General features: G+C 40.2%; 37 protein-coding genes. 1 reads left to right on the top strand and 36 read right to left on the bottom strand.

Going from position 1 to position 22,855, the window contains the following annotated elements; genetic code table 11:
- Positions 1-319: 319 nt before the first annotated feature.
- On the bottom strand, positions 320-982 hold the full coding sequence (locus HMPREF9304_RS01135) for an RloB family protein (protein ID WP_100067048.1): 663 nt from the start codon (positions 980-982) through the stop codon (positions 320-322).
- Positions 972-2,309, bottom strand: coding sequence for an AAA family ATPase (locus tag HMPREF9304_RS01130; RefSeq protein WP_036925956.1), 1,338 nt, complete (start codon positions 2,307-2,309; stop codon positions 972-974). Before HMPREF9304_RS01130 ends, HMPREF9304_RS01135 begins: the two co-directional genes overlap by 11 nt.
- Before the next feature lie 236 nt (positions 2,310-2,545).
- Here HMPREF9304_RS01130 and HMPREF9304_RS13900 point away from each other — a divergent pair, with 236 nt between their 5' ends.
- Complete coding sequence (locus HMPREF9304_RS13900) at positions 2,546-2,740, top strand: DUF2188 domain-containing protein (protein WP_008124616.1); 195 nt, start codon at positions 2,546-2,548, stop codon at positions 2,738-2,740.
- On the opposite strand, the gene HMPREF9304_RS01125 is transcribed toward HMPREF9304_RS13900, so the two are convergent.
- From HMPREF9304_RS01125 to HMPREF9304_RS00965, 34 genes are all read right to left on the bottom strand, one after another.
- Positions 2,718-3,275 (bottom strand): RNA polymerase sigma-70 factor, encoded by a 558-nt coding sequence (locus tag HMPREF9304_RS01125; protein WP_100067049.1) that lies wholly within the window; start codon positions 3,273-3,275, stop codon positions 2,718-2,720. The genes HMPREF9304_RS13900 and HMPREF9304_RS01125 overlap by 23 nt on opposite strands.
- A gap of 191 nt (positions 3,276-3,466) precedes the next feature.
- Positions 3,467-4,015, bottom strand: a complete 549-nt coding sequence (rplQ, locus tag HMPREF9304_RS01120) for a 50S ribosomal protein L17 (protein WP_008124621.1) — start codon at positions 4,013-4,015, stop codon at positions 3,467-3,469.
- A 134-nt stretch (positions 4,016-4,149) separates the two neighbouring features.
- Positions 4,150-5,142, bottom strand: coding sequence for a DNA-directed RNA polymerase subunit alpha (locus HMPREF9304_RS01115; RefSeq protein WP_008124623.1), 993 nt, complete (start codon positions 5,140-5,142; stop codon positions 4,150-4,152).
- Positions 5,143-5,154: 12 nt separating this feature from the next.
- Positions 5,155-5,760 (bottom strand): 30S ribosomal protein S4, encoded by a 606-nt coding sequence (rpsD, locus tag HMPREF9304_RS01110; RefSeq protein WP_025071471.1) that lies wholly within the window; start codon positions 5,758-5,760, stop codon positions 5,155-5,157.
- A 66-nt stretch (positions 5,761-5,826) separates the two neighbouring features.
- Positions 5,827-6,216: a 30S ribosomal protein S11 gene (rpsK, locus tag HMPREF9304_RS01105; RefSeq protein ID WP_008124626.1), complete on the bottom strand. Its 390-nt coding sequence runs from the start codon at positions 6,214-6,216 to the stop codon at positions 5,827-5,829.
- 78 nt (positions 6,217-6,294) lie between these two features.
- Complete coding sequence (gene rpsM / locus HMPREF9304_RS01100) at positions 6,295-6,675, bottom strand: 30S ribosomal protein S13 (protein WP_008124629.1); 381 nt, start codon at positions 6,673-6,675, stop codon at positions 6,295-6,297.
- An 85-nt stretch (positions 6,676-6,760) separates the two neighbouring features.
- Entirely contained in the window at positions 6,761-6,877 is a 117-nt protein-coding gene (ykgO, locus tag HMPREF9304_RS13895; protein WP_004350205.1) for a type B 50S ribosomal protein L36, read from the bottom strand.
- A 12-nt stretch (positions 6,878-6,889) separates the two neighbouring features.
- A complete protein-coding gene (gene infA / locus HMPREF9304_RS01095; RefSeq protein ID WP_004350199.1) occupies positions 6,890-7,108 on the bottom strand; it encodes a translation initiation factor IF-1 in 219 nt (72 codons plus the stop codon).
- A gap of 227 nt (positions 7,109-7,335) precedes the next feature.
- Positions 7,336-8,673, bottom strand: coding sequence for a preprotein translocase subunit SecY (gene secY, locus HMPREF9304_RS01090; RefSeq protein WP_036925954.1), 1,338 nt, complete (start codon positions 8,671-8,673; stop codon positions 7,336-7,338).
- Positions 8,674-8,676: 3 nt separating this feature from the next.
- Positions 8,677-9,123 carry a 50S ribosomal protein L15 gene (gene rplO / locus HMPREF9304_RS01085; RefSeq protein ID WP_008124642.1) on the bottom strand — a complete coding sequence of 149 codons (447 nt, stop codon included), beginning with the start codon at positions 9,121-9,123 and terminating at the stop codon, positions 8,677-8,679.
- A 23-nt stretch (positions 9,124-9,146) separates the two neighbouring features.
- A complete protein-coding gene (gene rpmD, locus HMPREF9304_RS01080) occupies positions 9,147-9,323 on the bottom strand; it encodes a 50S ribosomal protein L30 (RefSeq protein WP_008124644.1) in 177 nt (58 codons plus the stop codon).
- Positions 9,324-9,335: 12 nt separating this feature from the next.
- Positions 9,336-9,848 carry a 30S ribosomal protein S5 gene (rpsE, locus tag HMPREF9304_RS01075; RefSeq protein WP_025071469.1) on the bottom strand — a complete coding sequence of 171 codons (513 nt, stop codon included), beginning with the start codon at positions 9,846-9,848 and terminating at the stop codon, positions 9,336-9,338.
- Between the two features lie 6 nt (positions 9,849-9,854).
- Positions 9,855-10,199 (bottom strand): 50S ribosomal protein L18, encoded by a 345-nt coding sequence (rplR, locus tag HMPREF9304_RS01070; RefSeq protein WP_008124647.1) that lies wholly within the window; start codon positions 10,197-10,199, stop codon positions 9,855-9,857.
- Between the two features lie 18 nt (positions 10,200-10,217).
- Positions 10,218-10,790 carry a 50S ribosomal protein L6 gene (gene rplF / locus HMPREF9304_RS01065; RefSeq protein ID WP_036925951.1) on the bottom strand — a complete coding sequence of 191 codons (573 nt, stop codon included), beginning with the start codon at positions 10,788-10,790 and terminating at the stop codon, positions 10,218-10,220.
- A 14-nt stretch (positions 10,791-10,804) separates the two neighbouring features.
- Positions 10,805-11,200: a 30S ribosomal protein S8 gene (gene rpsH, locus HMPREF9304_RS01060; RefSeq protein ID WP_036925950.1), complete on the bottom strand. Its 396-nt coding sequence runs from the start codon at positions 11,198-11,200 to the stop codon at positions 10,805-10,807.
- A gap of 92 nt (positions 11,201-11,292) precedes the next feature.
- Positions 11,293-11,595: a 30S ribosomal protein S14 gene (gene rpsN, locus HMPREF9304_RS01055; RefSeq protein WP_008124653.1), complete on the bottom strand. Its 303-nt coding sequence runs from the start codon at positions 11,593-11,595 to the stop codon at positions 11,293-11,295.
- Between the two features lie 5 nt (positions 11,596-11,600).
- Positions 11,601-12,155 (bottom strand): 50S ribosomal protein L5, encoded by a 555-nt coding sequence (gene rplE / locus HMPREF9304_RS01050; RefSeq protein WP_008124655.1) that lies wholly within the window; start codon positions 12,153-12,155, stop codon positions 11,601-11,603.
- Entirely contained in the window at positions 12,155-12,472 is a 318-nt protein-coding gene (gene rplX, locus HMPREF9304_RS01045) for a 50S ribosomal protein L24 (protein WP_008124657.1), read from the bottom strand. Before rplX ends, rplE begins: the two co-directional genes overlap by 1 nt.
- A 19-nt stretch (positions 12,473-12,491) precedes the next feature.
- Positions 12,492-12,857, bottom strand: coding sequence for a 50S ribosomal protein L14 (gene rplN / locus HMPREF9304_RS01040; protein ID WP_008124658.1), 366 nt, complete (start codon positions 12,855-12,857; stop codon positions 12,492-12,494).
- A gap of 2 nt (positions 12,858-12,859) precedes the next feature.
- A complete protein-coding gene (rpsQ, locus tag HMPREF9304_RS01035) occupies positions 12,860-13,126 on the bottom strand; it encodes a 30S ribosomal protein S17 (protein ID WP_025071466.1) in 267 nt (88 codons plus the stop codon).
- Positions 13,127-13,128: 2 nt separating this feature from the next.
- Positions 13,129-13,323 (bottom strand): 50S ribosomal protein L29, encoded by a 195-nt coding sequence (gene rpmC / locus HMPREF9304_RS01030; protein ID WP_008124663.1) that lies wholly within the window; start codon positions 13,321-13,323, stop codon positions 13,129-13,131.
- 3 nt (positions 13,324-13,326) lie between these two features.
- The gene (rplP, locus tag HMPREF9304_RS01025) at positions 13,327-13,755 is read right to left on the bottom strand and encodes a 50S ribosomal protein L16 (RefSeq protein WP_008124666.1); all 429 of its coding nucleotides are present in this window, start codon (positions 13,753-13,755) and stop codon (positions 13,327-13,329) included.
- Between the two features lie 14 nt (positions 13,756-13,769).
- Positions 13,770-14,498 (bottom strand): 30S ribosomal protein S3, encoded by a 729-nt coding sequence (gene rpsC, locus HMPREF9304_RS01020; RefSeq protein WP_008124667.1) that lies wholly within the window; start codon positions 14,496-14,498, stop codon positions 13,770-13,772.
- Positions 14,499-14,506: 8 nt separating this feature from the next.
- Positions 14,507-14,911 (bottom strand): 50S ribosomal protein L22, encoded by a 405-nt coding sequence (gene rplV, locus HMPREF9304_RS01015; protein WP_036925949.1) that lies wholly within the window; start codon positions 14,909-14,911, stop codon positions 14,507-14,509.
- A gap of 33 nt (positions 14,912-14,944) precedes the next feature.
- Positions 14,945-15,211 (bottom strand): 30S ribosomal protein S19, encoded by a 267-nt coding sequence (rpsS, locus tag HMPREF9304_RS01010; RefSeq protein ID WP_025071464.1) that lies wholly within the window; start codon positions 15,209-15,211, stop codon positions 14,945-14,947.
- Positions 15,212-15,232: 21 nt separating this feature from the next.
- Positions 15,233-16,057: a 50S ribosomal protein L2 gene (gene rplB / locus HMPREF9304_RS01005; RefSeq protein ID WP_008124674.1), complete on the bottom strand. Its 825-nt coding sequence runs from the start codon at positions 16,055-16,057 to the stop codon at positions 15,233-15,235.
- Positions 16,058-16,064: 7 nt separating this feature from the next.
- Positions 16,065-16,409, bottom strand: coding sequence for a 50S ribosomal protein L23 (gene rplW, locus HMPREF9304_RS01000; RefSeq protein WP_036925948.1), 345 nt, complete (start codon positions 16,407-16,409; stop codon positions 16,065-16,067).
- Between the two features lie 15 nt (positions 16,410-16,424).
- Positions 16,425-17,054 carry a 50S ribosomal protein L4 gene (rplD, locus tag HMPREF9304_RS00995; RefSeq protein WP_036925947.1) on the bottom strand — a complete coding sequence of 210 codons (630 nt, stop codon included), beginning with the start codon at positions 17,052-17,054 and terminating at the stop codon, positions 16,425-16,427.
- Positions 17,054-17,668 (bottom strand): 50S ribosomal protein L3, encoded by a 615-nt coding sequence (rplC, locus tag HMPREF9304_RS00990; RefSeq protein ID WP_008124679.1) that lies wholly within the window; start codon positions 17,666-17,668, stop codon positions 17,054-17,056. The genes rplD and rplC overlap by 1 nt, the downstream gene beginning before the upstream one ends.
- Positions 17,669-17,867: 199 nt before the next feature.
- Entirely contained in the window at positions 17,868-18,173 is a 306-nt protein-coding gene (gene rpsJ / locus HMPREF9304_RS00985) for a 30S ribosomal protein S10 (protein ID WP_008124681.1), read from the bottom strand.
- Positions 18,174-18,264: 91 nt separating this feature from the next.
- Positions 18,265-20,379, bottom strand: a complete 2,115-nt coding sequence (gene fusA / locus HMPREF9304_RS00980) for an elongation factor G (RefSeq protein ID WP_036925946.1) — start codon at positions 20,377-20,379, stop codon at positions 18,265-18,267.
- 23 nt (positions 20,380-20,402) lie between these two features.
- Positions 20,403-20,879, bottom strand: a complete 477-nt coding sequence (gene rpsG, locus HMPREF9304_RS00975; RefSeq protein ID WP_008124685.1) for a 30S ribosomal protein S7 — start codon at positions 20,877-20,879, stop codon at positions 20,403-20,405.
- 238 nt (positions 20,880-21,117) lie between these two features.
- Positions 21,118-21,501, bottom strand: a complete 384-nt coding sequence (gene rpsL, locus HMPREF9304_RS00970; RefSeq protein ID WP_036925943.1) for a 30S ribosomal protein S12 — start codon at positions 21,499-21,501, stop codon at positions 21,118-21,120.
- 297 nt (positions 21,502-21,798) lie between these two features.
- Entirely contained in the window at positions 21,799-22,113 is a 315-nt protein-coding gene (locus HMPREF9304_RS00965) for a DUF3467 domain-containing protein (protein WP_008122411.1), read from the bottom strand.
- Positions 22,114-22,855 lie beyond the last annotated feature (742 nt).

Raw genomic sequence — 22,855 nt, 5'->3', positions numbered from 1 at the left:
ATTTGCATGCTTTAATGCTCTTGAAGCATGTGAATAACACCTCTAATACATGTTTCCAAGACCGTTAAATCAATGTTCTGACTAAAAAAGCCGTCTATTTTGTTAAAATCAGCCCATTTTTGCCTATCGTTTGCCTATTGATTTTTTCTATTTCACAGATTTTCAATGGTCGTTTTTTGGTAAAATTACAGGACAAAAACAACGGTTGAATTTATCAATAATCTCTCTACAATTGATTTATAGACACAGTTATGCCTTCTGCCTTCCAAATCATTTCTAGCTCATATCATTGGCATTCACTGTAGACTGAAGTAAGAAATTAGTTCCTGTTTATCACGCTTTTCGCCAGCAAATACACTCTCGTACCAAGAGTTTGCGGCCAACGGTCAGTAGGATTCTTATCTAATGCCCTTGCTCGCTCTATTGCATCTTCTATATGAGCTATCAGAGTTAGTGCATCGTAGGATGACTCATGGTAAGAACCCATCTTCTGACGCAATCGTACCTTCAGGTATGGGTCAGCATTTTTAGACTTTCTGCGATTCTTCATCCATTGCTCCTGTTCTTCGGGTGACAGCGATGCTGCATCTTCCATATGCAATAAAAGCCATAGCTCGAAACAAGGATTACTTAAAGCCATGTGCATGGCAACTTCCTGCGAACATTCCGTGGCTACATGAGACAACATAGCCTCTGTCCAGCGATCTTTGTCTACTACTAACCAAAGTTCGTCATCCGCCTCTAAGTCATATTTGCTTTTGTAGTCATTGAGTTGTTTTAATACATGTTCTGGGCTGGAGTTGTTCTGTTCATTCTCACTCCGTTCTAATATATGTACGTGCACGCGCAGATTAGTATATTCTTTGGCTAATGCCTTAAAATATATCCGCTCCGTGTCTTTGCCTTCGGAGGCTATAACTATAAGGCGAGCGTCACGAAATGCCTCTCGACGTTCGCGCATCAAACTATTTCTACTTCGCATCGTCCCAATGTATATTATTCAGTTCGCCAAAGAATGGAATTGCTCCATAGCGACCATTCAGATAACCTTTCTGTACATTTTCTCTTGGCTTGTACTCACATAGTGAAGACAAATGGCTTGCTCCTTTTTTGTCCTTTTCCACAAACCAGACTTCATCTTGACGGATAGGGGCAGTAGAAAGTAGATTGGACTCATGGGTAGTGCAGATTAACTGCATTTGTGAATCGCTTCTAAGCAAACTGTTGTACATCTCCAACAATTTCAATGTCAACATTGGGTGTAAACTTCTGTCAACTTCATCAATCACATAGACTGCATCATTAGCACGCATATCTATAAGCATTGGAATGAAATCGAACAAGCGTGACGTGCCATCAGACTCTTCGAACATTTCGAATATATAGTCCGAGTTACTGCCTTCTTTTTTGTGGATCGTTTTCAGTTCATGCCACTTCAGATTCTTCGACTTATCTTTCTCTGCAAAGATGAAGCGGTTCTCATTATGAATCACCACACCTGTTTCGGAATCTTTACCTTCAAGACTTTCCTCTATCTTTTGTCGGATTTCATCGGGAATGCCCAATTCTTCAGGTTTAGACTCTACGCGACGAAGGTCTGAGATACCTGTTCCAAAATAATTTAGCAGTTCGCGCATCACAGTTCTGAACTGAGTATCGTTCACAACTCGGAAGGGGAAATCTGTTCTATGTGTATTGGGAAAGATGATATTCAGATTCTCAAACCATTTACGAGCAGATTTAATCGCATCTATTCCCTTTCCGTTACGCTTGATATACTCACTTAAGAAAGTACCCTTGGTAGGTGTGCCGTCAATCAAGAACTTCAAGAATTGCCCATTCTCATCTTTTAGGAACTGAGGTGCAATAGTATTATCCCAACTATCACCATTGCGTTTACGCTCAAAGATCATGACGTCATTGCGACTACCAGTCCTATATAGCCATTCTTCAAGCAAGCCGCCTTTCGAAAATGCCACACCGTAAGCAAAGAACTGGCTGTTTACCTTAAACTCCAATTCGATACTCGAACGCTCTTTGGGTTCATCCGTCATCTTGAAATAATTATATTTGAGAGTGTTCCAACCACTCAAGGCAAACTCCTTGATAATAGCCAAACATTTTATAATGTTTGACTTTCCGGAAGCATTGGCACCATAAATCAATCCCATACGGAGCACGGATATATCATCCCGTTTTTCTGCCCGTGACACTTGCAACGGCAATTGGTCGCTCTTGCTGGCTGTGAACAAGATACGCGTTTCCTCGTTAAACGAGTAAATATTTTCAAATTTGGCTGACAATAACATAATGATGTTTGATATTTCGTGAAATTTCGATGCGAAAATAACAAATTATTTGAGAATACAGACGGATACATGCGTTAAATATGTGTAAATATGACAATATTTACACTAAACTCCGTTATCCTGTCAGTTATTAGCACTATTATATAGAAATTTGTCTTTGTCTGAATATTTGCACAGTAAATATAAGGTGTTATGACATGTTTGTCAAAACTGAGTGCAGAAAGGAGGTGTAATAAATGAGAAAAAACCAACATAACGTTCCCGCTGGAGATAAGTGGGGCATAAAGGGCGATGGTAATTCAAGACTGACTTCAACATTTGATAGACAGTCCGATGCAATTGCTGTAGCTCGTCAATTTCCAAAAATCAGCATTCCGAGCTATTTATTCACGGTCGTAATGGACAAATTTAGAGATAGTGAAAGAGGATAAAACATACGAGCAGTCGCCTAATCTGCGCAAGTGCTTGGGAGATGTGCGTTTCTACAGTTCGCTTACTGATATTCAACCTGTGCCCAATTTCTTCATTACTCATACCGTCCAACCTACTCATTGTAAAGATTCTGCGTCGCTGGTCAGGCATTTGGCTTGTCACACGATTGATAAGTTCGTGTAATTCTTCACTGTAGATAATGTCTTCTACACCAGTATCGGCTACAACATCTGCATCGGTTAGTGATTGAAGCTTATGTCGTATACTGGAGGATTTTAAGGCATTAAGGGTGCAGTTACGTGCCATAGTATAAAGATAGGCTTCAAAATTTGTCATGATTTGGATGCTGTTTCGTTTCATCCATAATTTAAGAAAAATATCCTGCGCAATATCTTCAGCTTCACTCTCCACGCCAACAAACCCATACACAAAGTTCTTGACTTTTGGATAGTAAAGTTTAAATATAACATCGAAAGAATAATCATTTTCTGTATGATGAGACGTTCGACTAAAAGAGTGCTTGCGATTAGACATTTTTATGAAAACAAAGGTTTTACATGACAAATATACTACAAAATAATGACACGCAAATAAGAATTTTCATTATTAAAGGAGTCGAAGCTGAAATATACTTTCTATACGTTGCAATTTCAGACGAGAGAATAATAAAAACGCTCTCAACCAAATTGGATGAGAGCGTTAATATTGAAAGAGATATGGAAAACTTACTCAGCTGCTTTTTCGTCTTGTGCTTTTTCTTCTGAAACTTCTTTTGGTGCTTCTTCAGCAGATACTGCTTCAGTAGCGTCAGCTGTTTCAACAGAATTTTCAACCTTTGCAGTTTCATCTTTCTTACCAGTAGAACGACGACTACGACGAGTTTTCTTAGCGGTCTTTTCTGTTTTTGCCATATTTTCATCAAAGTCTACTAACTCAATAAATGCTATTTGAGCAGCATCGCCTTGACGAGTACCTAATTTTATAACACGAGTATAACCACCTGGACGGTCACCTACTTTAGGAGCAACGGTTTTGTAAAGTTCCGAAACTGCAACTTTATCTTGCAAATAACGGAATACAACACGGCGCGAATTAGTGGTATCGTCCTTAGAGCGTGTAATCAGTGGCTCTACATATTTCTTCAAAGCTTTGGCTTTGGCGAGGGTCGTAGTGATTCTTTTGTGCATAATCAGCGAGCAAGCCATGTTTGCAAGCATAGCGTTGCGGTGAGATGCAGTACGACCTAAGTGGTTGAATTTTTTATTGTGTCTCATTTTTTGTTTTGTTCATTTGTGGAGTTGGAATCTCTTGTTTTTTCAGCATTGCAAGTTTTTAGAATGATAATCTTAACTTATCCATTAGGAAGAAAGAATACTAAACTTAAAAACTTATCAACTAAAAACTTTCCTTATTCCTTATCCAGTTTGTACTTTGAAATATCGGTTCCAAATGATAGATTCAGACTCTCGAGCAAATCATCAAGCTCTGAAAGCGATTTCTTACCAAAGTTGCGGAACTTCAAGAGGTCTGTCTTGTTATATTGCACTAAGTCACCAAGTGTCTCAACATCGGCTGCCTTCAGACAGTTGAGTGCACGAACACTTAAGTTCATGTCTACTAATTTAGTCTTCAGCAATTGACGCATGTGCAACACTTCCTCATCAAACTCTTGGTTGGTATCCTGATCGGGATTCTCAAGTGTAATCTTTTCATCAGAGAACAACATGAAGTGATAGATGAGAATTTTTGCAGCCTCTTTCAGCGCATCCTTAGGTGATATGGAACCATCCGTAGTGACTTCAATCACCAGTTTGTCGTAGTCGGTTTTTTGTTCTACACGATACGGTTCAACTGTGTATTTAACATTACGGATTGGGGTGTAGATCGAATCGATTGGGAGTACATTAACATCTGTGCAGAATTGACGATTCTCATCAGCAGGAACGTATCCACGTCCTTGATTAATGGTCAAATCAATTTGCATTGAAGCTTTGGCATCTAAATGACAAATCACCAAATCAGGGTTTAACACTTCAAATCCAGTCAGATACTTACCAATATCACCAGCTTTGAATTCTGTAGAATTCTCTACGGTGATACTAACTTTCTCATTCTCGAATTCTTCTACTACTTGCTTGAATCGCACTTGCTTGAGATTCAAGATAATGTTGGTTACATCTTCCTTTACACCAGGTACTGAAGAAAATTCATGCTCAACCCCTGCAATTCGCATAGTGTTGATAGCATAACCTTCGAGTGATGAAAGGAGAATGCGGCGCAATGAATTACCAATGGTAATACCAAAGCCAGGCTCTAAAGGTCGGAATTCGAACTTACCGAACTTATCATCAGCCTCCAGCATTACTACTTTTTCAGGTTTTTGAAATGCTAATATCGCCATTAATTTAATGATTTATTTAGAGTACAACTCAACGATTAACTGCTCCTTAATGTTCTCTGGAATGTCAGCTCGCTCGGGCTGATGTAAAAACTTACCGCTCTTTGAGCTCTCATCCCATTCTATCCAAGGATATTTACTGTGGTTAAAACCTGCCAAAGATTCCTCAATAACTTCGAGAGACTTTGCTTTCTCGCGAACACCTACAATCTGACCAGGTTTAACTGCATAAGAAGGAATATTGACAACCTTTCCATCTACCACAATGTGCTTATGACCTACCATCTGACGGGCAGCTGCACGAGTCGGTGCGATTCCCAAGCGGAAAACGATATTGTCAAGACGACTCTCTAAGTTCTGCAGCAGTACCTCACCGGTAATGCCATCAGCTTTAGCTGCCTTCTCAAACATATTACGGAACTGGCGTTCGAGTACACCATAAGTGTACTTTGCCTTTTGCTTCTCTGCCAACATGGCTCCGTACTCAGACATTTTTCTGCGACGGTTGTTGCCATGCTGTCCAGGAGGGAAGTTTCTCTTGGACAAAACTTTGTCAGCGCCAAAAATGGGTTCACCAAATCGGCGTGCAATCTTAGATTTCGGACCTATGTATCTTGCCATAATATATAATAAAATAATGAATATACTGGAGAATTAATCATCACATCAATTCTCCAGTGAATAAATTTATACTTTACGTCTCTTAGGTGGACGACAACCATTGTGTGGTAATGGAGTTACATCAATAATTTCGGTTACCTCAATTCCTGCACCATGTACGGCACGGATAGCAGATTCACGACCATTGCCTGGACCCTTTACATAAGCCTTTACCTTACGCAATCCTAAATCATAAGCAATTTTTGCACAATCTTCACCTGCCATTTGAGCTGCATAAGGAGTGTTCTTCTTAGAACCTCTAAAGCCCATCTTACCTGCAGAAGACCATGAGATAATTTGTCCCTCGCTGTTTGCAAGAGAAACGATAATATTATTGAATGAGCTATGGATATGTAATTGACCAATAGCATCAACTCGCACATTTCTTTTCTTAGAAGCTGTTGTTTTCTTTGCCATAATTTCTTTTAGTTTAAAAGTTAGAAGTTTTAAAGATCAGAACCTTGAAGATTCCGACGTTCAACTAACAACTAAATGTTACTTAGTAGCCTTCTTCTTATTAGCAACAGTCTTCTTCTTACCCTTACGTGTACGAGCATTATTCTTAGTGCTCTGACCGCGAACAGGAAGACCATTACGATGTCTAACTCCACGATAGCAACCAATATCCATCAGTCGCTTGATATTCATTTGGACCTCTGAACGGAGATCACCTTCTACTTTGAATTCAGCGCCGATAATTTCACGGATACTTGCAGCTTGGTCGTCAGTCCACTCGCTAACCTTCAAATCACGGTCGACGCCTGCCTTATCCAATATCTTTGCTGAACTACTTCGACCAATACCATAGATATAGGTCAATGCGATTTCGCCACGCTTATTTTGGGGCAAATCTACTCCAACAATTCTTATTGCCATTTGTTGATAATTAATTAAATAATTGTTTTAAATTGGGCGGTAGTTGTTCAATTCACATCGAACAAGAAATCCACCATTTCTTGATTTAGCCCTGACGTAATTTAAACTTAGGGTTCTTTTTGTTGATAACGAACAAGCGACCTTTACGACGTACTATCTTACAGTCGGGTGTGCGTTTCTTTAATGATGCTCTTGTCTTCATATCTTTACTTGATTATTTGTATCTGAAAACGATTCTACCCTTTGTCAAGTCATAAGGACTCATTTCGACCTTTACTTTATCGCCAGGGAGAATCTTGATATAGTGCATTCTCATCTTTCCTGAGATGTGCGCAATTATCTCTACACCGTTTTCAAGTTCTACACGGAACATTGCATTTGATAGACTTTCAACAATTGTTCCGTCTTGCTCAATAGCGGATTGTTTTGCCATAATAATTATTTTCTTTCTAAAAGTTAATTCCAAATCTTAATTGAATGTTTCATTGCCAACCTTCTACTACTATAGACGAGCATGATATTTTATCCTTATGCACAAACTATCTTTGACTCACTTGATCTGAACCAAATAGACAAGTACATTTCAACCTAGCCCATCCCCTTGAGAACACTTTGCCATAAAACATCAATCAGAGATAAGAGTTCTTTCAGTGTTGATGATTAGTAGGCAGACACATTACCGCCCCGAGTATGACCAGAGTTCAGTAATCCATCATAATGGCGCATGAGCAAGTGGCTCTCAATCTGTTGCAAAGTATCAATCACAACACCAACTAAAATGAGCAAGGATGTACCTCCGAAGAACTGTGCAAATCCTTGTTGAACATTTAGGAGATGAGCCAAAGCTGGCATGACAGCGATGAATGCAATGAACAACGAGCCAGGAAGAGTAAGACGAGACATGATTCCATCAATATAGTCTGCTGTTTCCTTCCCTGGACGAATCCCAGGAATAAACCCATTGTTACGTTTCATATCCTCAGCCATCTGTGTCGGATTCAGTGTAATAGCTGTATAGAAGTAAGTAAATGCTATAATCAGTATTACATAGATTGTGTTATACAACAAACTATGAGTGTCCATCAGAGAACGCAAGATGGGAGATGCATTATCAGATTGATACTGGACAATTTGCAACGGTATAAACATCAATGCCTGTGCAAAAATGATAGGCATTACGTTTGCTGCAAACAACTTCAATGGAATGTACTGACGCGCACCTCCATATTGTTTGTTGCCGACAAGCCGTTTAGCATATTGTACTGGAACCTTACGAGTTCCCTGTACCAATAAGATTGCTGCACATACAACCGCAAAGAGAATTAATATTTCAACGATAAACATGACCAGTCCACCACCGCTAATTGCCTGCAAGCGAGAACCCAATTCCTGCGCAAACGCTTGAGGGAGACGAGCGATAATACCAATCATAATAATCAATGAAACACCATTTCCTATTCCCTTATCAGTTATGCGTTCTCCTAACCAAAGGATGAACATACTTCCTGCTGCAAGGATAATGGTAGCCGGAATCATGAACACAGTCCATGAGATGCCTGTTGACAAGGCCTGTGATGCCATGTACTTCAGATTCATAAGATAACTCGGTGCCTGCAACAGTAAGATAAATACTGTCAAATAACGAGTGTACATACTTATTTTTTTACGACCACTCTCTCCTTCTCGCTGCATCTTTTGAAAATAAGGAACAGCGACAGCAAGAAGTTGCATAACGATAGAAGCTGAGATGTATGGCATGATTCCTAATGCGAAGATTGACGCGTTAGAAAATGCACCACCAGAGAACATGTCAAGGAGCGACATCAAGCCGCCTTCTGTCTGCTTTTGGAGTTGTCCTAAGGAAGCAGGATTAATACCCGGAAGTACTACGAACGAGCCAAAACGATAAATGGCCGTAAACAGAAGTGTAATAAGGAGACGCTGACGCAAATCCTCAATCTTCCAACAGTTCTTTAGTGTCTCAATAAACTTTTTCATTACTTAGATTATAGTTGTGTTACCACCTACTGCCTTGATAGCTTCTTCAGCAGTCTTAGAGAATGCGTTAGCTTCTACATCAATTTTAGCTTTTAACTCGCCAGTACCCAAAATCTTCACCAGTTTCTTACCGTTTGTCAGACCTGCTGCAACGAGTTCTGCAATACCAATCTTTGTCAGGTTTTTATCTTCTGCAAGGGCTTGTAATGTACCAAGGTTTACTGCAAAATATTCCTTTCGATTGATATTCTTAAAGCCTCCTTTCGGAACGCGGCGCTGGAGTGGCATTTGACCTCCTTCAAAACCGACTTTCTTCTTATAACCAGAGCGAGATTTTGCACCCTTGTGTCCACGTGTAGAGGTACCACCTAAGCCAGAGCCTGGACCGCGACCAATACGACGACGTGAATGCGTAGAACCTTCTGCTGGTTTCAAACTATTTAATTTCATCTTTTTGCTTCTTAAAAGTTATACTATTCAACTACTGTAACAAGATGATGCACTTTACGAATCATACCACGAATACTTGGAGTGTCATCAACTTCAACAATTTGAGAAATCTTGCGCAATCCTAAACAAGAAAGTGTTCGTTTCTGATCTATAGGTGCACCAATCTTACTCTTAATTTGCTTTACTTTAATTGTTGCCATTTTATTTCTCCTTTATCCGTTAAATACCTTATTCATATCGACACCACGAATGCCAGCAATGGTATAAGCATCACGAATTTGGCTTAATGCCAAGATGGTTGCTTTTACTAAGTTGTGGGGATTAGAAGAACCTTTCGACTTAGCTAATACATCTGTTATACCAGCACTGTCCAATACGGCACGCATTGCACCTCCGGCAACCAAACCCGTACCAGCAGCAGCAGGTCTTAAGAACACCTGAGCACCACTATAACGAGCTTCAATCTCGTGAGGAATAGTACCTTTCAAAACTGGAACTTTCACCAAGTTTTTCTTTGCAGCTTCAGTACCTTTAGCAATGGCAGCTGTAACTTCTCCAGCTTTACCAAGGCCATAACCTATCACACCGTTGCCATCACCAACTACGACAATAGCAGCAAAAGTGAAGGTGCGTCCTCCCTTGGTTACCTTCGTAACACGGTTGATAGCTACCAAACGATCTTTTAATTCTACGTCGCTATTTATTTTTACTTTATTCATTGCCATAATCGTTTAAAAATTAAGACCACCCTTGCGAGCAGCGTCAGCCAATTCTTTTACACGACCATGGTAAAGATAACCATTACGGTCGAAAACTACAGTCGTTACACCAGCTGACTTTGCATTTTCTGCAATCAGCTCTCCTACTTTCTGAGCTTGTTCTGACTTGGGTAACTTCTCAAGTCCAAGCGAAGATGCAGAAGCAATAGTTGTACCAGTTATATCATTAATTACCTGAGCGTAGATTTGCTTATTAGAGCGAAATACACTTAAGCGTGGACGCTCAGCTGTTCCGTTTACATTCTTGCGAATACGGAACTTGATTTTTATTCGTCTTTCTACTTTCTTTGTTGTCATAATCGTAAACCATTAAAATTACTTAGCTGCAGCTGTCTTACCAGACTTTCTGCGGATAACCTCGCCTTGGAAGAGAATTCCTTTTCCTTTATAAGGCTCAGGCATACGGAAAGAACGAATTTTTGCACAAATGAGTCCCAACAATTGCTTGTCGCAAGACTCCAACGTAATAAGTGGGTTTTGGTTTCTTTCTGATTTAGTCTCAACCTTCACTTCCTTAGGAAGCTGAATAAAGATTGGGTGGGTATAACCCAAAGAGAACTCTACAAGATTCCCTTGATTAGAAACACGAAAACCGACACCAATCAGCTCCAATGTTTTGGTATAGCCTTCGCTCACGCCCACTACCATATTATTCACTAAAGAACGGTATAAACCATGGTAAGCCTGCTTTTGCTTGTAATCTACAGGACTCTTCTCATCTACTTCAAAAGACAAAGTATCATTATCTTGTAACACCTTAATAGAAGGATCAATCTTTTGGGTGAGCTCACCTTTAGGGCCTTTCACCTTAATGATATTTGTTTTCTCTTCAAAATTAACAGTCACTCCTGATGGAATGCTAATTGGCAATTTTCCTATTCTTGACATATTCGAACCTCCAATTAATATACGAAACAAAGAACCTCACCGCCAATTTTCTGGGCAGTAGCCTCTTTATCTGTCATTACACCTTGTGACGTAGATAATATTGCAATACCTAGTCCGTTAATTACTCTCGGCATGTCCTTATACCCGGTGTACTGACGCAAACCTGGTGTAGATACTCGCCTCAAATGCTTGATAGCGCTTTGCTTTGTCGTAGGATCGTACTTCAAAGCCACTTTAATTGTACCTTGGGGACCATCTTCAATGAACTTATAGTTCAAAATGTATCCCTTCTCAAAAAGGATCTTAGTGATCTCTTTTTTCAAATTAGACGCAGGTATGTTCACCACACGGTGATGAGCCATAATTGCATTCCTGAGTCTTGTCAGATAATCTGCTATTGGATCTGTCATTTTATAAATGTTTAATTAATCGGGACTACCCCGACAATATTAAATTAGCTTCTTTTTTGTATTGTGTAAGTGTAACTCATCACGTAAGACAATTACCAACTTGCTTTTTTCACTCCTGGAATCAAGCCTTCCGAAGCCATCTCTCTAAACTGAATACGTGAGAGTCCGAACTGACGCATATATCCTTTTGGACGACCCGTAACCTTGCAACGATTGTGCAAACGAATAGGGTTAGCGTTCTTAGGAATAGACTGCAATTTACGTGCAGCCTCGTAAGCTTCAGCTGGATCATCTGTCTTCGCAATGATATCCTTCAGTGCGGCACGCTTTTCAGCATAGCGAGCTACTAACTTGGCACGCTTTACTTCACGAGCTTTCATTGATTCTTTTGCCATATCTATTAATCGTTTTTAGCGTTCTTAAAAGGTAGTCCGAAGCCTTTGAGCAATGCGTAACCTTCTTCATCTGTCTTGGCAGACGTAACGAAAGTGATATTCATTCCCTGAATACGATCAATAGAATCGATGTTTATTTCTGGGAAGATAATTTGCTCTTCAATACCTAAGGTGTAGTTGCCACGACCATCGAACTTGCTCGCAATACCTTTGAAATCTCGGATACGAGGCAAAGCAACACGTACTAATTTCTCCAAAAATTCGTACATACGCTCTCTACGAAGTGTTACCATGACTCCAATAGGCATCTTTTTACGAAGTTTGAAGTTTGCAACGTCTTTCTTAGAATAAGTAGCAACGGCCTTCTGACCAGTGATTGTTGATATCTCATTCACAGCTACGTCTATAATCTTCTTATCCTCTGTAGCATCTCCTAATCCTTGATTGATGACAATCTTCTTGAGAACAGGGATTTCCATGGATGAAGAATAGTTGAACTGTTCTTTTAATGCAGGAGCAATCTTCTCCTTATATGCTTTTTTAAACTGTGCTGTATCCATTATTTGATTTCCTCCCCTGACTTTTTAGCAATACGTACCACGTTCTTTCCATCACGTCTAACGGAAACTCGAGTAGCCTTGCCACTCTTTGGGTCTATTAAGCTCAAATTAGAGATATGTATAGGAGCCTCTTGCTTAACGATGCCCCCTTGAGGGTTCTTCGCAGAAGGCTTGGCACTCTTTGTAACGATATTGACACCTTCAACTATAGCACGTTCGTCAGCGACCAATACTTTGAGCACCTTACCTGTTTTGCCCTTATCCTGTCCGGTAAGAACAATAACGGTATCGTTTTTCTTAATATGTAACTTACTCATTGATTAATCATTTAAAATATTAAAGTACCTCTGGTGCCAAAGAAACGACTTTCATGTTCACCGAACGAAGCTCACGAGCAACAGGGCCGAAGATACGGCTACCTCTTATTTCACCCGCATTGTTCAGCAATACACATGCATTGTCATCGAAACGAATGTATGACCCATCTGCACGACGAATCTCTTTCTTGGTACGAACGACTAAAGCCTTAGATACTGCACCTTTTTTCAAATCACTTGATGGAATAACGTTTTTGACTGAAACGACAATAACGTCTCCCACACTTGCATAACGGCGACCGGTACCTCCAAGGACACGGATGCAAAGAGCTTCACGTGCGCCGCTGTTATCACATACTGTAAGTTTTGATTCTGCCTGTATCATAATTACTTAGCTTTTTCTACAATTTGTACTAATCTCCATCGCTTTGTACGAGACAAAGGACGAGTCTCCATAATGAGTACTGTATCACCTACATTAGCCTCATTCTTCTCATCATGTACATGGTATTTTTTTGTCTTTTGAACAAACTTACCATATATTGGGTGTTTCTCTTTAAATTTAGAAGCAATAACAATGGTCTTATCCATGTTGTTACTCAAAACGACACCCTGTCTTACTTTTCTTAAATTTCTTGTTTCCATCTGAACCATTGTTATTTATTAAGTTCTCGCTGATGAAGTTCTGTTTTCAAACGAGCGATATCACGACGAGCAATCTTAATCTGCGAAGGGTTCTCCAATGGAGACACTGAATGGTTTAATTTAAGTTGGTTATATGCTTCTACTGCATTCTCCAACTTCTCGCGCAAATCTTTGTCTGCGAGTGCTTTCAATTCTGTCATCTTCATAGCTTAAGCGTTTTTATCGTAATCACGTCGAATAACAAACTTGGTCTTCACAGGTAGTTTCTGTGCAGCAAGGCGCAAAGCCTCTTTTGCAACATCTAAACTCACTCCTTCAACCTCGAAAAGGATACGACCGGGTGTAACCGGCGCAACCCAACCCATAGGATCGCCTTTACCTTTACCCATGCGGACATCGGCAGGCTTGCGAGTAATTGGCTTATCTGGGAAAATTCTAATCCAGACTTGACCTTCACGTTGCATGTATCGATTCACAGCAACACGTGCAGCTTCAATCTGTCGGCTATCAATCCATTTGGGTTCAAGCGTCTTGATACCAAACGAACCGAAAACCAATTGTGTACCTCTATGAGCGTTTCCTTTATTTCCACGCCCATCTTGAGGTCTTCTATATTTTACTCTTTTTGGCTGTAACATGATAGCTTCTACTTTTAACGGTTATTGTTTCTTCTACGATTACCACGACCGTTTCTACCAGAGTTTGAACGAGAATTATTTGCTTTTTCTTGTGAGAAATTCGGGGTAAGTTCTTGTTTACCATAAATTTCGCCACGGCAAATCCAAACTTTGATTCCAAGCAGACCTACTTTAGTAAGTGCTTCTGTCTGACAGTAATCAATGTCGGCACGGAATGTATGCAAAGGAGTACGTCCTTCTTTATACATCTCCTTGCGAGCCATTTCGGCACCATTTAAACGACCAGTAATCTGAATCTTGATACCCTCTGCTCCAGCACGCATCGTATTCTGAATGGCCATCTTAATAGCACGACGGTAAGCTATCTTACCCTCTACTTGGCGAGCGATGTTATTACCAACGATGATTGCATCAAGCTCAGGTTTCTTAACTTCAAATATATTGATTTGAATGTCTTTATGAAAGAGGTTTTTCAACTCTTCTTTCAACTTATCTACATCTTGACCTCCTTTACCAATGACGATACCAGGTCTTGCTGTACAAATAGTAATGGTAACGAGCTTCAAGGTACGTTCGATGATGATGCGCGAAAGGCTTGCTTTAGCCAAACGCTCATTCAGATACTTACGAATCTTTCTATCCTCAACGAGGTTGTCACCGAAGTCCTTACCACCGAACCAATTTGAATCCCAACCACGGATAATTCCAAGTCGATTGCTTATTGGATTAACTTTCTGTCCCATTCTATTAATTATTTTTCGTCATTAGTTTTGGCATCAACAAACAATGTAACATGGTTACTACGCTTACGTATTCTGTATCCACGACCCTGTGGTGCCGGTCTCATACGCTTCATCGTAACGCCTTCATCAACGAAGACACGGCTGATATACAACTCGCCATCTTCACCTTTACGATCATTCTTTGCCTCCCAGTTAGCAACAGCTGAACGGAGTAATTTTTCAACATCCTGCGCTGCTTGCTTTTTGGAGAATCGCAATACTCCAAGGGCACGATTTACTTCCAAACCACGAATCATGTCTACCACATAGCGCATTTTTCGAGGGGAAGAAGGAACGCCTTTAAGCTTTGCGAAGTATAGATTTTTGCGGGCTTCTTTTAACTTTTCAGCCGCTATATGCTTTCTTGCTCCCATTATTAATTTAACTTTTTAAATGGTTTGTCCCTTTTACTTTCTGTTACCAGCATGGCCACCGAAACGTCGGGTCGGAGAAAACTCACCGAACTTATGTCCCACCATGTTCTCTGTAACGTAAACAGGGATAAATTTATTTCCGTTATGAACTGCAACAGTGTGTCCCACGAATTCTGGGGATATCATTGATGCTCTGGCCCATGTCTTTACAACGCTCTTCTTGCCACTCTCGTTCATAGCGAGAATTTTCTTTTCTAAAGCAACGTTGATATAAGGACCTTTCTTAAGTGAACGACTCATAATTTACTCTTTGTTTACTTGTTATTTACTTGCTCTTTCAATGATGTACTTGTTAGAGTGCTTCTTTGGTGCACGAGTCTTCAGACCCTTTGCATACAAGCCCTTACGTGAACGTGGGTGACCACCGCTTTGGCGACCTTCGCCACCACCCATTGGGTGATCCACAGGGTTCATAACAACACCACGGTTATGTGGACGACGACCCAACCAGCGTGAACGACCAGCCTTTCCTGATTGTTCCAATGCATGGTCGGAGTTACCAACACTACCTACCGTTGCTTTACAAGTACTCAATATCTGACGTGTTTCGCCAGAAGGGAGCTTAATCACACAATAACTGCCCTCACGAGAAGTCAACTGAGCAAAATTACCAGCCGAACGAACCAACAAAGCACCCTGTCCAGGACGCAATTCAATGTTATGAATTACCGTACCAACAGGAATCTTTGCCAGTGGAAGTGCATTTCCAACTTCGGGAGCAGCATCTGCACCCGACATTAATGTTGCACCCACTTGCAGTCCATTAGGAGCAATAATGTAACGTTTTTCACCATCAGCATAATACAACAATGCGATACGAGCCGAACGGTTCGGATCGTATTCGATTGTCTTCACTACAGCTGGAACACCATCTTTCTCACGCTTGAAGTCAATAAGGCGATATTTTCTTCTGTGACCGCCACCAATATAGCGAACGGTCATCTTACCAGTGTTATTTCTACCACCTGAAGAACGCTTACCGAAAACGAGAGACTTCTCTGGCACGGATGCAGTAATATCCTCGAACGTGCCAATAATCTTGTGTCTTTGTCCCGGAGTTACCGGTTTTAATTTACGTACTGCCATTTTTTATTTAAATATTGCTGTAAAAATCTATCGTATCGCCCTCTTTCAAAGTGACGATAGCCTTTTTGAACGCAGGCTTCTGTCCTTTTACCAGACCAGCACGAGTATAGCGGCTTGAGCGCTTACCCGCATAACGAGCTGTGTTCACATCTATTACTGTAACATTGTACAGGCCTTCAATCTCTTTCTTAATTTGGAGCTTACTTGCATCGGGACGAACAATAAATCCATATTTGATTTCCGCTACTTTCTTACGGTCTTCGCCCTTTACACGGTAAGTTTTTTCAATAGAAGACTTGTCTGTAATCTTAGTCATCTTCTCAGTGACCAAAGGTTTAATGATAAATGCCATATTCTATTGTCTCCTTTATTTTATTAAGATTTCATCGATCGCCTTCAGCGAGTTTTCTGTCACAATCAAAACATCTGCATTCAAAACTTTGTAAGTATTGAGTGTAGACGCTGTCATCACTTCAGCCTGCTGCAAATTACGAGCTGACAAATATACATTTTTATTTACTTCTGGCAAAACCAAAAGTGTCTTTCTACCATCAACTTTAAGATTTTTAGCAATATTTACAAAATCTTTAGTCTTTGGCGCATCTAAATTGAAGTCTTCAACAACTAAAATCGAATTTTCTTGTGCCTTATAAGAAAGCGCAGATTTACGAGCAAGCTGTTTTACTTTTTTATTCAGTTTGAAACCGTAGTCACGTGGTTTAGGACCAAAAACGCGTGCGCCACCAACAAGTACTGGCGAATTAATATCACCACGACGAGCACCACCGCCACCTTTTTGTCGTCCTAATTTACGTGTAGAGCCACTCAATTCACTTCTCTCTTTGGTCTTGGCTGTTCCTTGACGTTGGTTGGCAAGATACTGCTTTACATCAAGATATAGCACATGATCGTTAGGTTCTATTCCGAAGATTGATTCGTTCAACGTAACCTTTCTTCCGGTCTCTTGACCATTTATGTTTAATACGCTAACTTCCATTATTTCTCAATTAAAACAGTTGAACCATTGAATCCAGCGAAAGAACCTTTCACAATCAGTAAGTTCTGTTCTGGGATTACTTTTAATACTCTCAGGTTCTGGGTAGTTACTCTGTCACCACCCATCTGGCCACCCATGCGCATTCCCTTGAATACTTTCGCAGGGTATGAACATGCACCAATAGATCCCGGCTTACGAGCGCGGTCGTCCTGTCCGTGTGTGGACTGTCCTACACCACCGAATCCATGGCGTTTAACTACGCCTTGGAAGCCTTTACCCTTAGAGACTCCTACTACATCAACAAAGTCAGCATTGCTGAACAGGTCAACTGTAATAGTATCACCGAGGTTATACTCCTCTTCAAATTTGAACTCGGCCAAGTGCTTTTTTGGTGTTGTGCCGGCTTTCTTGAAGGTTCCCATCAGAGGCTTAGAAGTTCTCTTCTCTTTTGCCTCACCGAAACCTAATTGAACAGCCTTGTAACCATCTTTCTCTACAGTCTTTAACTGGGTTACAACACAAGGACCAGCTTCGATAACAGTGCACGGTATATTTTTACCGTCGGCACTGAAAACGGATGTCATTCCGATTTTTCTTCCTATTAATCCTGGCATTTCAATAAATATTAATAATTAGTTTGTTAGTTTACGAGTTTACGAGTTTACAAGTTTACGAGTTTACGAGTTTACGAGTTTTAGAGTCAATGAGTGGAGGAGTTTTAATATTATTCAATCAATTTCCTCACATTTCATCTCAACGTATTTACAATCAACGTTCAAACTCTATCACATCTTCACTCAGAAAGCTCATTAATTATACTTTAATTTCAACCTCAACACCGCTGGGCAAGTCAAGTTTCATCAGTGCATCAACTGTTTTTGCTGTTGAACTATAGATGTCTATCAAACGTTTGTAATTCGACAACTGAAACTGCTCACGAGCTTTTTTGTTTACGAAAGTGCTTCGATTTACTGTGTAAATTCTTTTGTGTGTGGGCAATGGAATAGGACCGCTAACAATAGCACCTGTTGCCTTTACTGCTTTCACAATTTTCTCTGCTGATTTGTCAACCAACTGGTGGTCGTAAGACTTCAGCTTAATTCTAATTTTTTGACTCATGTTTGTTATAATTGAATGAATTTATTGAAGAACGAAGGCACGTTTTAAGAGTCATACGCTAAAACGTGCACTCCATCCTCATTAGCTTTAATTATAATAGATTCGCATTACCCTTTACCTCTTCCAAAACTTCTTTAGCAATAGAAGTTGAAACAGGTGCATGGTGATCATATTCCATAGAACTGGTTGCACGACCAGAAGTAATGGTACGTAATGCAGTTACGTAACCAAACATCTCTGCCAATGGCACCATGGCCTTCACAATACGTGCGCCACTGCGTGCTTCGTCCATACCTTGAACCAAACCACGACGCTTATTCAAGTCACCAATCACATCACCCATGTTTTCCTCAGGAGTAACTACTTCTACTTTCATGATAGGCTCCATCAGCACAGGGGCTGCCTTAGGGCATGCGTTCTTAAATGCGTTGTGTGCAGCAAGTTCGAAAGACAACTGGTCAGAATCCACAGGGTGGAACGAGCCATCCGTTAAAGTCACCTTCAAGCCAGTTACAGGGAAACCACCGAGAACACCACTCTTCAAACAGTCTTGGAAACCTTTTTGTACTGAAGGAATAAATTCCTTTGGCACGTTTCCGCCTTTAACCTCGTTGATAAACTGCAAGTCGCCCTCTGTGTAATCTTCGTCCTTAGGACCTACTGTAACAATAATGTCAGCAAACTTACCACGACCACCACTCTGCTTCTTATAAACTTCACGCAGTGTAACGTCTTTGGTAATAGCTTCCTTATAGTTCACCTGTGGCTTACCTTGGTTGCATTCTACCTTGAATTCACGCTTCAAACGGTCAATAATGATATCCAAGTGCAACTCACCCATACCAGAGATAATCGTCTGACCACTCTGCTCATCTGTACGAACAGTAAAGGTTGGGTCTTCTTCTGCTAACTTAACCAAGCCGTTGTCCAACTTGGCAATATCAGCCTGACTCTTAGGTTCAACTGCAATAGAGATCACCGTGTCTGGGAATGTCATAGACTCCAATACAATTGGATGAGCTTCATCACAAAGAGTATCACCTGTACGAATATCCTTAAATCCTACACCAGCGCCAATGTCACCAGCATCGATAGTATCCATAGGAATTTCCTTGTGTGAATCCATTTGGAACAAACGACTGATGCGTTCTTTCTTTCCCGAGCGAGGGTTGTACACATATGAACCTGCTTCAATCTTTCCTGAATAAACACGGAAGAATACCAAACGTCCCATGAATGGGTCGGTAGCAATCTTAAATGCCAACGCAGCAGTAGGAGCATCGTCAGAAGGTAAACGATCTTCCTCTTCATCTGTATCAGGGTTCGTACCTACAATAGCTTCTGTATCCAATGGAGAAGGCAAGAAAGCACAAATGTAGTCCAACAACGGCTGAACACCCTTGTTCTTATAAGAAGAACCCAAAATCATTGGAGTAAGCTCCATGGCACAAGTTCCCTTGCGGATAGCTTTGATCAGTTGCTCTTCTGTAACATCTTCACCTTCCAAGTATTTCTCCATCAGGTCGTCATCAAAGTTTGAAGCCGAATCTAACAACTTATCTCTCCATTCATTAGCCTCATCCACTAATTCTGCGGGAATTTCAGTAATATCGTACTCGGCACCCATTGTTTCGTCATGCCAGTACATCGCCTTCATTTTGATAAGGTCAACTACACCTTTGAAGTTTTCTTCTGCACCAATAGGAATTTGGATAGGACATGGATTAGCACCCAAAATATCTTTCATCTGCTGCACTGTTTCAAAGAAATTTGCACCAGATCTATCCATCTTGTTTACATAACCAATACGTGGAACGTTATATTTATCAGCTTGACGCCATACAGTTTCTGACTGTGGCTGTACTCCATCTGCAGCGGAATAGGTTGCTACCGCACCATCCAATACACGCAGTGATCGCTCAACCTCTGCTGTAAAGTCAACGTGTCCCGGAGTATCAATCAAGTTAATCTTAAAATTTTTACCGAGGTAATTCCAATTACATGTTGTTGCAGCCGAGGTAATAGTAATACCACGCTCTTGTTCCTGAGCCATCCAGTCCATTGTAGCAGCACCATCATGCACTTCACCAATCTTATGAGTTTTTCCTGTATAGAACAAGATACGCTCAGAAGTGGTTGTTTTACCAGCATCGATGTGCGCCATAATTCCGATGTTACGAGTCAAATGTAAATCGCGATTTGCCATTGTCTTTTACCTTATTTATTATGTTAGAATCTGAAGTGAGCGAATGCGCGGTTTGCCTCTGCCATACGGTGCATATCTTCTTTACGCTTATAAGCACCACCCTGATTATTATATGCATCCATTATCTCTGCTGCGAGTTTCTCAGCCATACTCTTGCCGCTGCGCTTACGTGCAAACTGAATCAAGTTTTTCATTGAAATACTTTGTTTGCGCTCTGGGCGTACTTCTGTTGGCACCTGGAAAGTAGCACCACCAATACGGCGACTCTTTACTTCTACTTGTGGTGTCACATTATCAAGAGCTTGTTTCCAAATTTCAAGGGGAGACTTCTCCTCATTCGCCATCTTTTCCTTTACCGTTTCGAGAGCTTGATAAAAAATAGCATAAGAAATGCTCTTCTTCCCATCATACATTAAATGGTTAACGAATTTTGAAACCTTTTGGTCATTAAAAACTGGATCTGGCAAGATCACACGCTTCTTTGGTTTTGCTTTTCTCATTTTTTTATTAATTTATGTCTGCGGAGGCTGTTATTTACTGTTCTTCAACACTCACTCCTGAGCATTTACTCAACCTTGATAATAATTCTCCAGCAAAACGATGAATATTTCTTTGAAGTAAAATTTCTAAATCATCGAGTTCTCGAAGCTTTTTGCACTTCACGTTCTGAAGTTATGTATCTGCTACATTCTTACCAACTGCAGAACTCGGTGATTTAGAAACCCGCTGCTGTCATGTTTACTTCTTTGCAGCCTTAGGACGTTTTGCACCGTACTTAGAACGGCGCTGTGTACGATTTGCTACACCTGCCGTATCCAATGTACCACGTACAATATGATAACGAACACCTGGAAGGTCCTTAACACGACCTCCACGAACCAACACAATACTGTGCTCTTGCAAATTGTGTCCCTCTCCAGGAATATAAGAGTTCACTTCCTTTTGATTGGTCAAACGTACACGAGCAACTTTACGCATTGCTGAATTAGGCTTCTTTGGTGTGGTTGTATAAACACGAACACAGACACCACGACGCTGAGGACAGCTGTCCAACGCTGGCGACTTGCTTGAGCTTTCAATCACCCGTCTGCCTTTTCTTACTAACTGTGAAATAGTAGGCATAATTTTACTTTTTTATTTATATATTTATTTGTATATTATCAAAACAGTGCGATTCAGACATTCCATCTTTTACAACAAGACAAAATAAGCCTTTTCGGGCTGCAAAGGTACAAAAAAAATATGAATACCACCTACTAAGTATGTTTCTGTTTTTTGTGAGTTCTCTATTTTTAACTAAAAATAACTTTTGGCTTACTAAATTAGGCGTTTATTGACGCTTACCACAACAATGCAATGTATGAAATAAGGATGTCCATCAAAGTGCATCTTCTTGGTAAGTCCTCAAAGCTCAATGGACTACGCCTCTCCCTTATGCTTATCGAAAGGAGCTATGGTTTTACCTGCAGCTTCGGGCAGTAATACTTTACCAAACTGTTGCTCGTATTTGTACATATTTTCTTGTAAAGCCAATAGAAGACGTTTAGCATGCTCGGGAGCCATCACCACCCTACTAACAACCTGTGGTTTCGGCAAACCAGGCAACATACTGGTAAAGTCTAAAACAAATTCTGTGTTTGAATGTGATATTAAAACCAAATTGGCATATTTACCTTCCGCAACATCTGGGGATAACTCAAGCTGCAAACCTTGTGATTGATTATTCTCTTCCATTTTTTATTTATTTAATCGTTAAGATAATGAGCATTCAAATTTAGACATATTTTTTCAAATTCCCTAACAACACGAGTTTTTTATATCAGCACAACATAGTTTTTTTTATTTGTAATTAAGGTTGCATATTGCAAAAGCACTCTCATTATGCTTTTGCATCAACTACGATTCTGACTCAAAGAAACGAATCACATTCATCTGACTGTTTCAATTCGTTAGCTTCCAGAATAGTAATAGCGCCCCTCCTCAAAATAGCAATTTTGTCCTACTATTTTACCGAAAATCGACCATTAAAAATCTCTGAAATAGAAAAAATCAATAGGCAAACACTCACCAAAAATGAGCTGATTTTACCAAAATCAAGGCCTTTTCAAGTTGAAACATTGATTTAACGCCCTTAGAAACACCATTTAGAGCTGTTATCTACATACAACAACAGGCTTAAAGTATGCAAATTGTGCCGCTATCTCAATGCTTTTGCCGCCAAGAGAGTGTAAAATTTGGAATAAAAAGAAAAGGAAAATACGTAACAAACTCAGCAACAATGAGTTAAAAACATTGTTCATTTTTAGCGTATTTGCGACCAACTTTGTTATTGGTTGTCTACACGCGAATTTTGAGAGACACTTTGTAAAGAAAATTCAGCTTTTATTTTCCTGCCATGCAACATATCACTAACCTTTTACATCACTACTGTCCACGATAATCTTTTAACAATTTCTTGAAGCTCCTATAAATACAA

Origin of the sequence: Hoylesella timonensis S9-PR14, from assembly GCF_000762405.1 — a bacterium.
Lineage (GTDB): Bacteria > Bacteroidota > Bacteroidia > Bacteroidales > Bacteroidaceae > Prevotella > Prevotella timonensis_A.
This window is presented reverse-complemented; position numbering and strand designations above follow the sequence as displayed.